This is a genomic window from Galbibacter sp., from assembly GCF_048266365.1.
Lineage (GTDB): Bacteria > Bacteroidota > Bacteroidia > Flavobacteriales > Flavobacteriaceae > Galbibacter.
The window spans coordinates 546,502-558,654 of sequence record NZ_JBLWZP010000001.1 but is presented as its reverse complement, the minus strand read 5'-3'; the positions used below and the strand labels follow the sequence as shown (position 1 = coordinate 558,654).

Sequence of the window (12,153 nt, the reverse complement as noted above, 5' to 3'; positions counted from 1 at the left end):
AACTTAAGCACCTTTTTCTTGCCATTGTGATACTACATTTGATAGGTTACCAATAAACGGAAAGGCTTCGTAACGCCCTTCTATATAATCCTTCTCGAATGAACGATCATTACGAATCGTTTTTCCTTCTTCTTTATATTCTACCAAAGAATATATATCCGAAGCGCCATATTGATCCTTTTCTACAAAATAAATTCCTACGCGGAGTAGAAAAGATATTGGTATCTGCATGTTCCTTTATAGAGGTCGCAGCAAGACTCAATGTTGTTTTGTATTTAAACGAAAGAAAATTGTTTACTGAAAATTCGAGTAACATACTTTTGTATTCAGGTGAGGTTTTCTCAAAAGTACAATATCACAAACATTATATAGATAATTTGAGAATATTTCTCATTTTACTCAATACTATCCCAAAAAGTGTGAAACTAAAATATCGAGGGTTGGTTTCTTATTTAGATTCTGACCCTTTTTCCATAGATCGTGAGGAACTGATTTAAAATTGTACCCTTTCGTAAAACACTTTTCCGATTCTATCGATATGATCTATAAGATCTTGGTTCTCTATTCTATGGTAAATTGATAGGTCTATTTTATAGGGCAATAATAGGTCGTCCAACTCTGTTTCTATGGTAAACTGCTCATTTAGTGTTAGGTTATCGCCTATCAAAGTTAAGTCTATATCAGAATACGATTTGTAATTTCCTTTAGCACGAGAGCCATAGAGTATGGCTTTTTCTATGGCTTTGCGTTTATTAAAAACCGCATTTATTTTTTGTATGTCTTCTTGCTCTAGTCCGTACATTACTCTTCAAATATATCGCCTTGTTTAGCACTTCTTAAAGTTTCCATTTTTTCTAAGAATGTTTTAAGTGCAGGATGGTAATCTTCTAATATTACCCTAAAGATTTCGTCTGCAGTTTCTTCATTATAGGTATGCGATGTTTTGTTACGACTTATAATCATATCCATCCAAATTTTACCATTTGAAATTAACCCATTACTAAAGGCTTCTCTTATAGCATCACGAGAACCTGTAATAGCTACGTTACCTTGATATGCTGCATAGTCTTTCATGACATTCCACGCTAACTCGTGTGTGTATTCAAAACTTTGTATGAGTCCTAGCTTTAAAATATCGTTTAAGATATCACCTAAATGTTGGCTTTCTTCTGGGGTATGCCCATCTAAATAATTTTGTTTAATGTAGTTTACAGCTTCTTCAAATTTATTGAAAGCCTTTGCATAATTAGAAAAGCGTTGTTCCCAACGTATGTCATGTCGTTTACTCATTGGTATTTATTTTGTGAGGTTATTTTGTATGCATTGTTGAGTATAGTTTCTTCATTCATAATGCTATTATGAAAACTGGCACATATAAATTATAATAAAATCACTTAGGCATCGTCTTTAATTAAGCACACCAATCTAAGCAACAAAAATACGTAAATATTGACAACAACATATAGAACTCGTTTCGGGGAATTCTAAGTCAACGTCAAAGTAAAATTGTATCTTTATGTATTCCGCTATTGGATTTAGCAACTACCGATTTTCAATGGTGTTTTACAGATGGAAATGTAGCTAAAGCGATAACAAGATATTTTACTAATTTAGATGACATCAATGAAATTGATTGGCGTTCTATCAACTCCCGAGACTTTAGGATAGATAATGCAGATGGTGCCGAAAATAAATTAGTAAAAAGCATTCAGAGTTTTTAGTAAAAGACTTTATTTCAAATACTAAAATAAAAAGAAAATGTAGGTTATAATAATAGAACTTTCCTTTTATATCTAAATAACACGCCCTCTAAAGTAATTAAGAATTAGAGGGCGTATTAAATTTAAGACTTCTATGTCGAAAAACTTATTCTACAATAATAAACTCGCTACGTCTATTTTTCTGATGCTCTTTTTCTGTGCAAGACACACCATTAGAGCAGTTGTTTAACAACTGTGTTTCTCCATAGCCCTTTGCAGTTAATCGTTGTTCGCTAACACCTTCGCTTATCAGATACTCCATAGTAGATTTTGCACGTTTAAAAGAAAGCACCTGATTATATGCGTCGTTGGCTCTACTATCCGTATGTGATCCTATGGCTATCTTTATATTAGGATATCTTTTTAAGGTCTCCACTATTTTTTGTAATTCTACTTCAGCATCTGGACGGATGTTAGATTTATCAAAATCAAAATAAATAATGATGTTCAAAATTTTAGCCAAATCCTTGTTCGCTTCCAGGGATTCTTTGGAAGAATTTAATATAAAGTTATGGGTTCTATCACTTTCTCCTTTCGCCGAAAAAGTATCTTCCCCAGTATAATCATCCTTAGTTGCTTTAACGATATAATCCATATGGTAGGCAACATTTGTTTTATAAAATCCTTCAGAATCTGTTTTTATAACCTGTATCAAATTATTGTCTACATCTAAAATTTGAATTGTAGCATCAGCTATAGGTTTGTTTGAAGTACCATCGGTTACCACCCCATGAAGAACACTTGAATACACGTCCTTTATAGGTGAATTTTCTTCAAACCCATAAATATTGTCGTACGATTCACCATCATCTGATCGATTTGAGCTAATATATCCTTTACCATCTTTTGTTACATAAGCGACATCGTCGTATAATGAATTTATAGGTTTGCCTACATTTAATAAGCTTCCTTTGTAGCCTTGGCCATCGATCTTTATGTAAAACACATCGTATCCACCTAGCCCAAAGTGTCCGTCTGATGAGAAATATAAAGCATTCTCCTGACTGACAAAAGGAAACGATTCCCTTCCCGGGGTATTTACTTTTTTACCTAGATTAACAGGAATACCTAAACCACCATCTTCATTTATGGGTGCGTAATAAAGATCCGTTTGTCCTTCACCTCCCGGACGGTCAGATGTAAAATATAACTTATCCTCCTCAGGATTAAGCGCTGGATGAGCCGTATTAAAATCAGCCTTGTTTATTGTTAAATCTTGACCTTTTGTCCATTTACCCTTTTCCAACTCGGATCGATAAATCTTAAGCTTTAATGGGGAGTTTTTATTATCATTTTTCTTATTGGAACGGGTATAGTACATCGTTGTTCCACTTTTACTGATGGCAACGGTAGACTCGTGGTATTTGCTATTGACCTTGCCTTTTATCTTTTGTGGTTCATCTAAGGAATCAGCTGCTATGATTTTCGCCTCGTAAAGGTCTAGATAAGGCTGATTGTCCCAGCTACTTTTACGATCACGGAGTACCCCTTGATCTCTGCTGCTGGCAAAAATAATAGATTCATTCCCGTTGTAGCCCACGCCAAAATCAATACCATCACTATTGAGAGAAAGCTTGTTGATCGTGTAGCGTCCTGAGTTTTGTTCAATCATTTCAAGGTACCGCTCAACTGATATCAAGTCATCACTTTTTCGATCTATATTAGAAAGAAAGCTATCGTAATAGGACTTCGCAAGTTGTTTTTGACCTGTGGCTTTTAAACTTTGCGAATACCTTAGATTATAAATATTGGCTTGCTCGGAATTTATGTCAAAGAGTTCTTTATACCACTTTACGGACTCTTCATACTTGCCGTTCATGTAATAACTATCTCCGAGTCGTTGGAATAACTCCTCAGACTGAAACCCTTTTTCTGCCACAGCCTCATAAATTTCAATAGCTTCCATGTAAGAATATTTGGAAAAATATTCATTTGCTTTTTTGATCTTGTTGCTTTGTCCATAGATTTCAGAGGAGCTACTAAGACACATTACAACAATGGCTATAGCCAATATGTTTTTAATCATTTTATGTGTTTCCATGTTTTTATGTTTTTGATTCATTCCTATATGGGTCTTAGAAGAACCGTGGATTAATGACACCTTTGCTTCTTCCACCGATTTCAAAACGAAGAAAGAACTCGTGGGATCCATTAGCATATTCTGCGATATCTGTTAGATCATAATCATAGGCATAACCCAACATGATGCCGTTGGTTACTTGAAAACCTAATAAACCGCTTACTGCACTATCAAATCGGTAAGCAGTACCTAATGTAAGCTTTTCGTTGAACCAAAAGTTTGCTGAGACATCTGCTGCTAAAGGTGAACCTTGCACGCTCTTTAACATGAACGCTGGCTTAAATTTCCAAGAAGAGCTCAAATCAAATACATAACCACCAATCAGATATAAGTGCATACGCTCATCTGCCGCACTAATTGTAACATCATCGTAGTGAGTTGTCTTAAGAATATTCGGCGCAGAAAGTCCTAAGTACCAACGGTCCCTATGGCGCAGATAAAGACCTGCACCAATCACCGGTGATACTTGACCTTCTATACTATTTGAGTTTTGAAAGCTTGGATCATTCGGGTTATTTGGATTCAGCTTACTAAAATCAACATCTAATATATTTAATCCGGCTTTTAAACCAAATGCCAGGTGCGTACCCCTGTCGTTAAGTGGTATGGTATAGGAAAAATCTGCTGCAATATTGTCTTCTTTTGAAATTCCTATTTCATCGCTATAGAAGGAAAGACCTATGCCTACACGTTCACTAACAGGAGTGTTGAATGAAAAGTTCAATGTCTCAGGTGCACCATTAAATCCAACCCATTGACTACGATATAATCCAGTTAGACTTAGCATGCCACGACTACCCGCATAACCCGGGTTGATGGTTTGGGTATTGTACATATACTGGGTGTATTGTGAATCTTGTTGACCAAAAGTCATTTGAGCTAGCATCAGAACAACTATGTATAAGGATCTTCTAATTGTTGTTGCGTTTATAAAATTTATCATTTTTGACCTTTTTTTTAGTTGTTGTTATTTATGTATAGGAAACCTGATTGTTTTAATAGCTCATAATTGACGCCATCTGGACTATACCTATATTCAATAACATAGAAGTAGTCACCGGTAGGTAATCCCTGTCCTTCACTAATAGTAGATCTTGCATTTGAGTAGCCTCTGAATGCTTTATCATCATTGTTATAACCTTTTACAGAATACACTTCCGCACCCCATCGGTTAAAGATTCTAACGATGTTATCCTCAAAGCAATCGATCTTGTCTATTTTGAAATAATTATCATAATTGTTATCACCAACATTAACTGCATTGTGAATGTCCTCTTCTTTAATCTCGCAGGTGATGTATATGACTTGAACATGTTTGGAACTATTTCCACAGGAATCAGTTGCTACCCATTCTCTTACTAAATTGTACTGGTTACCACATTGATTTGATTGTTCTTCGTATTCATTAAATACAATAGTCACATCTTCAGAACAATCATCTGTGGCAACCACATTAGGTATTTCCGGAATGGTTCCACATGACGCATAAACTTCGCTCGGTAAATCTCCACTAAAAATTGGCGCTGTGTTGTCTTCCATAGCGATCAATTGGCTATGAACCGTTTGATTTCCTCCGGTGTCTGTCGCTGTCCATATTCTTTCTATGGTATAGGATCCCGGGCAACTACCTTGAGTTGTAACTTCATTAAATTCTACTGTTGCTACACTACAATCGTCTGTAGCGGATATGGTTTCTGCATGTGGAATATCACCGTTACACTCTAAAGTTATGTCTGCTGGAAGGGCTTCAACAAATACAGGTGGTGTGGTGTCTTCAATAGTGATTGTTTGGGTATGCTGACTTGTTAGCCCACAATCGTCCGTGGCAACCCATTCTCTTGTTATAATGTACCCCCCGTTAGAATCTACTGCAGTGGAGGTCTCGGTAAATGTAACTGTAGCACCTCCACAGCTATCAGAAGCAGTTAATACTTCTGCCGCCGGCACTGTGCCACAGCCAACTGTGATGTCCGCCGGCAATGCTTCAATAAACTCTGGCGCCGTTGTATCTTCTACTGTGATTATCTGAGAATGTGAAGTTGTTAATCCACAATCATCCGTGGCAATCCATTCTCTAGTTAGGATGTGATTACCCACGCAAGATCCTGCTGTGACTGATTCAGTAAAGGTAACCACAGCATTACCAAAATCATCAGTGGCTGTTAGGACCTCTACCGATGGTATTGCATCACAACTCACAGTGATATCCGTTGGCAAAGTTTCAACAAATACAGGTGGTGTAGTGTCTTCAATGGTGATGGTTACAACAGTAGTTGGTAAAGATTGGCAAATAACACCGTTAAGATTGGATATCGTAGTTCTCCTATAATAGGTGGTTTGACTTAATGCTTCAGGAGCATAAGTTGCCTCAGTAGCACCATTTATAGTGGTAAAACCACTTATGGCGCTGCTAGTGGATTGCTCCCATATGTAGCTGAGAGTACCGCTTCCTGTACCGTCGATATCAGAGGCTATTGCACTAGGAACTGTGTTCATACAAATGGACTGGTCCATCGCTATTGTTCCGGCTGTTGTTTCTCTTATGTTGATATTAAAATTAATTTCAGTAGGACAGCTCAATGCTGGAGTACTAACCTGCGTTGCATCGTAAACATATAAGGTTGTTTCCCCAAGAACATTATAGGTGTCACCGGCTTGATACGCTGTACCGGAGCCGTTTGCCTCTGTGTAATAAGCTTCGTTTCCGGATAAATTACTTCCTGTTATTGCAGGCAAGGTGATTTCAGTACATGAGTTAATATCTGCAACAGGGTCTAGGACTGGAATTGGAACAATAGTTAAAGTCACTTGTGTTCGTGTAAAACTTGAACAAGTACCATTATCTGATTCCGCATAATATGTTATGCTACCTAGTGTACTTAAAGTTGGAGAACTTACGATATTACCTCCTGTTGCCGCATCGTACCATGTTAAATTTAATCCCGCATCAACGATAGCTGTTGCTGTCAAAATTTGAATTGTACCGGTTTGACAGACTTGTTGATCAGTAGCAGTTGGTGCAGTCGGAATAATAGGAGCTTCGTCTATAGTAACGACAACCGGTTCAGCTGTACAACCACCTGCTACTGCTCGTGATCGAAAAGAATATTCACCTGGAGGCAAGTCGAAAACATAATTAGCACTAAATGCTTCAGCACCTATTGCGTATTCAAGATTTGTATTTACCGGAAATTCAATAGTTCCTTCCGTATCTCCGCATTGCGGATGAAAAACCGTAGGTGTTGCAGTTGTCGGAGTCCCGTTAATTACAACCGTATTTACTTCACTTACGCAGCCGGGGACAGCTGTATTTTTTGCTGAAATATTATATGTTCCAGGACCAAGATTGTCAAAAGTTGTTAGTGCTGAAAAGGTTGTCCCATCATCAATGGAATATTCAAAGCCGGAACCCAACGGCGAAATAATCTCAATACTTCCTGTTGCGCTTACACAATCCGGATGGGTAACAACTACTTCGGGTCTTTCCACAAATTGGACTTCAACAGGCACCACAATACTGCAACCTGTGGTTGTGTCCGTCCCTTTGATAAAGTAGATTCCAGAAACACTAACTGCTGTTGGTGTACTTAGAGGTATTGTTGCGGCTTGGTCGGTGAAATAAGCAAGATCTAGATTATCTGGATTACCATTTGTGATCCCTGCTGCAGTTAGGTCAATAGTATTGGGTGGGCATACTATATCAGGATTCTGGATAGTAAGTGCCGGTGCAGCATTGATAATCAATTCTACAGATGTTCTCGTTTTGCTTATACAGCTTCCGTTATCTGCTTCTGCATAATAAATGATTGATCCAATAGTATTTAACTCTGGATTGGCAACAACATTCCCTCCAATTGGAGCATCATACCAAGTAATGGTAGATCCCGTTGGAACAACAGCTGTTGCGGTTAGTGTCTGAATTGGAACACTTGCGCAAGCCACTTGATCTCCACCACTAACTGGTGCATCAGGAACTACCGGAGGTTCATTGATTGTGATATATTCCGGAGCTGAAATTGTCGTCCCTATTTTTGTCAAGAGTGTATAATCACCTGGTGTGAGATCAGGAAATATGTTAGTGGTCTCAAATGTTACTCCATCATCTATGGAATAGGTAGCACCAGTTAAAATTTGCATTTCTATGGTTCCTGTTTCTATTTCACAACTTGGCTGACTGACTATAGCAGCTGCGCTAGGTGTTAAATTTACTTCGGAAGTATTGTTGTCAGTATCTGGGTCATCAGCAGTTGAATTAATGGTGGCTGCGTTTAAATAGCTGCCCGTTGCATTTACTGTTGCGGTAATGGTCATTGTTGCAGCGTCGCCAGAGGCCAAATCACCAAGGGCCCAAACTCCCGTTGTTTCATCGTAAGTTGTACCAGTAGGTGGTGTACTACTAACATAGGTATAACCCGTGGGTAGTTGATCAGTCACAGTAACCTCTTGGGCATCTGAAGGCCCGTTATTGCTCGCAACCAATGTAAATACAACGTCTGTATTTATTGCAGGTGTTGCGTTATCAATTGTTTTCACAATGGATAAATCTGCGCTGGCGAAGGTGATCACTATTTCATCAGAAATAGAACAACCATCTACAAATGTTACATCTATGCTGTACGCGCCCTCTTCACTGATGATTAATTCATCGCCTGTTCCAACCACACTGCCATCCTTTGTCCAAGTGTATTGAGAAAGAGGTGAGCCAAAGAAACCATCTGTGGTAAGGGTATAAGGAAGTTGAGCGTTATTTAACGCAAGGTCAGGTCCCAAACCGGTAATTGGTGCAGAACCGTTATACGGACTAATGTCCCAGTTTATATTACCTCCTTGATCAATACTATGCTGGTTCGCAACAAATGGTGTAGGACTATCGGCAGTGATTCCCTTTAATCGTATATAATCAAAGTCTACCGATCCTGTGGAATTCGTAATTGTTGCATTCGCTGTGCTACTACTTGTAATCTCAGTAAGATTACAAGGAGTTCCACTGCCAAACCAATCTCCTGTTACGGTGTTGGTACTTCCCGATAAGAGGGTATACCTTTTTCCCGGAGAAAAAATTAAGGTACCTATTGTATTGCCTGAGCCGTTAATGTTTCCCGCACCTTTAAATTCGAGTTGATCAATGGTGTTTCCTCCTGAAATATATGCATTTGACGAAGTAGATGGATTGCTATATACCAATTGAGAAAAAGTAGAATTCACAACTGAAATTCTGCTTGCCAAAACGGCCTGAATATCCACATTATTATACACCCCACCGTTGGCGTTAAAAAATGGAGCAGTAATTTTAGAGCCTGTTGCTGTTAATGATTTTTGATCTCCTGTATAAGCCCAATTCACATTAAGTTCTGCATTACTAATATCAATTCTTGTAGGGAATGGGGTGGAGACGTCTGAAATTGCATCTATATTCACATTTATATCACTTAGGTTTAAACCACCCCTAACAAGCTCAATTCTCGTAAGAGGGTTTACCATATCGTCTAAAACAGTTATAGTAGCACTTTGAGAAGCCTTTTTAATAGTGAAATCGAAATTCCCTAAAGCACTGCCGTTTGTAGTGATAGTAGTATTGGTTGTACCTACGAATAGTAATTTTTCATCGGAGTTCATAGTGACCTCAGGATTCATTACTAAATCACCCCAAATCTCCATATTTAACAAAGCATCTTTGGAAAATATGGGATTGTTTGTCGCTCCTGTCCAATCCATATTTCGACAATAGGCGTTTCCGCTAGCTACAGATACTGTATCTCCAGTCGCGGTAAAACTATATGCATCAAAGAATACATCGTTGTCTACTGTAGGTACACAAGCTCCACCTGTACCACCTGAAGTCATGGACCAATTATTGGAGTCGTTCCAATCACCACTGCCACCAACCCAATAACGGGCTCCGGTGGAGGATGAGGTTATTGTAAATCCACTATTCCCACCGGCATCGGCTCCATTAACAGTAATTGGAACTCCAGAACCTGTAGCGCTCATGTCTTGTAGGTATACATTATCCATATTTACTGTAGAGGAAGTACCGAAGTTTAACGTGGCTGTAAGGCCATTGAATCCTTTCATTTCACCCAATCCATCGCAAGAAGGGCTGACAAATTCAAGGCTATTTACAATTCGGTTTGTTCCGGTGAAAAAGTACTCCATTGATGGAGCTAATATTAAATTATTTATGGTGTTGTTGTTACCTATTGTGCCCGCCCCTTTAAATTCAAGGGTTTCAAAAGTGTTTCCACTATCTAAGTCCACCGCAGATGTAGGACTGGGATTGGTGAAAACAAGTTCTCCAAATTCAGTATTGGCGATATCTGTAAAGTTGAGATCTGTAGTAACATGGACTTTAGGGTAGTATAATCCACGAGAGACAAACCTTAGGTTAGAAGTTACAAAAGAACCTGCTGCATCGCCTACCCAGGTTCTTCCTGTACCACCTAAGTGCCAATTTTCCACAGTAATGGTTGCATTGGTCATGTCAATTGTCCTATCACCTCCACCACTTTCATAAGTGTGAATGTTCATTGTTCTTCCCGGCATCAGCCACTGACCGGTCGAATGCTCAATTCTTGTTTGGGGGTTTATGAGATCATCCAATAAGGTAACCCCGCCTGTACCAACAGATTTTTCGATACGTATTATAAACGCACCTAAGCCACTACCGTTGGTTTGCATAGTAGCCATTTCTTGACCACTAAATTGTAATTTCGCATTCATGGTAACGGTATTGTCCATTACCAAATCGCCCCAAACTTCCATTTTGTAACTTGAATTCGCATTAAATATGGGAGCATCGGTCACATTAGTCCAAGTCATGTTATGACACCAAATATTGCTACTGGTAGTAACAGTATTGTTTCCCGGGCTAAAACCACTGTTCTGGTCAAACACCACATCATCAGCTAAGAAGGGCACACAATCACCACCGGGGCCACCAGAAGTTACACTCCAGTTATTCCTGTCGTTCCAATCTCCTGAGCCTCCGACCCAATATAGGGTGGTACCGGTAGCCGGCGGTTGGAAAGACCAGCCTGTATTTCCACCTCCATCTGCTCCCGTGACACTAATTGGCAAGGCAACTCCACCTGTGGCAGTCATTTCTTGAATGTAGACATTCTGCAAATCTAAAGTAGCACCAGCTAGAAAGTTTAAAGTCCCATTACTGTTACCAGTTATAGATCCCAAACCGCTACAATCCGGTGTGTTGAGTTGAAGTAATGTGGTAATGGTATTGGTTTCGAAAACCATCAAATCAAACCCAGGGGCAACTATTAATTCATCAATGGTATTTCCGCCTGCCCTTAAAAGTCCATTGCTTTTAAATTCGAGCCTTCCTATAGTGTTATTACCACCTATTCTCAAACTTCCAGGTCCTCCTGTGGTACTGGTAAAAGTTAACTCATCAAATGTAGTGTTGTTAATAATCATTGCACTACTATTTTCTATATTGATGTCAACCTTTGGGTAGGTATGTCCATCGGAATGAAATTGCAACGCACTAATATAGGATCCATCACTTAACAGCGTCGAATTTGTACCTCTAAAATCCCAAGTTCCATTTAAAGTAAGTTGCGTATTAGTAATATCTACACCTCTAATATTTGAGTTGCCGCTACTAAAATTTCCTATGTGATGGTTGTTATTGGAGAGATTCAGATGTCCATTGGCCAATAAAATAGTACTAACAGCCAAGCTTTCAGTGATACCATCTAATAAAATTAATGAGCCTCCAGGTTTATTGACTATAAATGGATTATACCAGCCAGCCACATTCACCCGAGCAGCACCGTTTGTTGCGTAGGTGGCATTTCCACCTCCGGTAAACTCAATAGTGTGCATTGCATACCGTACAGTAGAAGAAAGCTCTACATCTCCTGAAATGTAAAGTTTTACATTGTTACGGTTTCGAAACATTGGGGCAGTAGTCACCCCTACCCATGACATATTTTGACAATATGCATTTCCGGTAGGGAAGTCCACAATGTCTGAATTTGTTAGTCCGCTGTTGGCGTCGAAAATGACATTATCGCCTGATCCCGGGACTATGGAGTGTTTGATGCTTCCACCGGAGGCAGTAGCCCAGTGATTAATATCGCTCCAGTTCCCGGAGCCACCCACCCAATAATAGTCAGCAGCATGAAGCTGAACTATAAATAATAAAAGAAAATAAAACAGTAGACCTTTTTTCATGTGATTTTGTTTAAAATAATCCCATGAAACTTTGATATAATTTTCGGTCAAGACACTATATGCACTGACTTATACACTAATGATCAATTTTTGAGGGTAAAATCTGATCAACAATGAATG

Annotated in this window: 7 protein-coding genes; 1 reads left to right on the top strand and 6 read right to left on the bottom strand. The window is 38.8% G+C overall.

Features of this window, described 5'->3' with window-relative positions:
* Positions 1-3: 3 nt before the first annotated feature.
* The 3 genes from ACN0TV_RS02385 to ACN0TV_RS02375 form a co-directional block, all read right to left on the bottom strand.
* Positions 4-231, bottom strand: a complete 228-nt coding sequence (locus ACN0TV_RS02385) for a hypothetical protein (RefSeq protein ID WP_417359734.1) — start codon at positions 229-231, stop codon at positions 4-6.
* 262 nt (positions 232-493) lie between these two features.
* Complete coding sequence (locus tag ACN0TV_RS02380; RefSeq protein ID WP_417359733.1) at positions 494-802, bottom strand: nucleotidyltransferase domain-containing protein; 309 nt, start codon at positions 800-802, stop codon at positions 494-496.
* Positions 802-1,290, bottom strand: coding sequence for a nucleotidyltransferase substrate binding protein (locus tag ACN0TV_RS02375; RefSeq protein WP_417359731.1), 489 nt, complete (start codon positions 1,288-1,290; stop codon positions 802-804). The genes ACN0TV_RS02380 and ACN0TV_RS02375 overlap by 1 nt, the downstream gene beginning before the upstream one ends.
* Before the next feature lie 191 nt (positions 1,291-1,481).
* On the opposite strand from ACN0TV_RS02375, the gene ACN0TV_RS02370 reads away from it, so the two are divergent.
* Positions 1,482-1,721, top strand: coding sequence for a DarT ssDNA thymidine ADP-ribosyltransferase family protein (locus tag ACN0TV_RS02370; protein WP_417359946.1), 240 nt, complete (start codon positions 1,482-1,484; stop codon positions 1,719-1,721).
* A 145-nt stretch (positions 1,722-1,866) separates the two neighbouring features.
* Here the strand turns inward: ACN0TV_RS02370 and ACN0TV_RS02365 are convergent, their stop codons facing one another.
* Genes ACN0TV_RS02365 through ACN0TV_RS02355 form a run of 3 tightly spaced genes read right to left on the bottom strand, consistent with a single transcriptional unit; the run spans position 1,867 to position 12,033 of the window.
* Positions 1,867-3,801: an OmpA family protein gene (locus ACN0TV_RS02365; RefSeq protein WP_417359729.1), complete on the bottom strand. Its 1,935-nt coding sequence runs from the start codon at positions 3,799-3,801 to the stop codon at positions 1,867-1,869.
* A 34-nt stretch (positions 3,802-3,835) separates the two neighbouring features.
* Positions 3,836-4,783: a type IX secretion system membrane protein PorP/SprF gene (locus tag ACN0TV_RS02360; protein WP_417359727.1), complete on the bottom strand. Its 948-nt coding sequence runs from the start codon at positions 4,781-4,783 to the stop codon at positions 3,836-3,838.
* A 14-nt stretch (positions 4,784-4,797) separates the two neighbouring features.
* Entirely contained in the window at positions 4,798-12,033 is a 7,236-nt protein-coding gene (locus ACN0TV_RS02355) for a gliding motility-associated C-terminal domain-containing protein (protein ID WP_417359725.1), read from the bottom strand.
* Between the last annotated feature and the right edge of the window lie 120 nt (positions 12,034-12,153).

What these genes read in the sequence shown, in the direction of transcription:
- ACN0TV_RS02355 (WP_417359725.1), bottom strand. Translation starts at nt 12,033, where the DNA reads ATGAAAAAAGGTCTACTGTTTTATTTTCTTTTATTATTTATAGTTCAG.
- ACN0TV_RS02375 (WP_417359731.1), bottom strand. Translation starts at nt 1,290, where the DNA reads ATGAGTAAACGACATGACATACGTTGGGAACAACGCTTTTCTAATTAT.
- ACN0TV_RS02380 (WP_417359733.1), bottom strand. Translation starts at nt 802, where the DNA reads ATGTACGGACTAGAGCAAGAAGACATACAAAAAATAAATGCGGTTTTT.
- ACN0TV_RS02365 (WP_417359729.1), bottom strand. Translation starts at nt 3,801, where the DNA reads ATGGAAACACATAAAATGATTAAAAACATATTGGCTATAGCCATTGTT.
- ACN0TV_RS02360 (WP_417359727.1), bottom strand. Translation starts at nt 4,783, where the DNA reads ATGATAAATTTTATAAACGCAACAACAATTAGAAGATCCTTATACATA.
- ACN0TV_RS02385 (WP_417359734.1), bottom strand. Translation starts at nt 231, where the DNA reads ATGCAGATACCAATATCTTTTCTACTCCGCGTAGGAATTTATTTTGTA.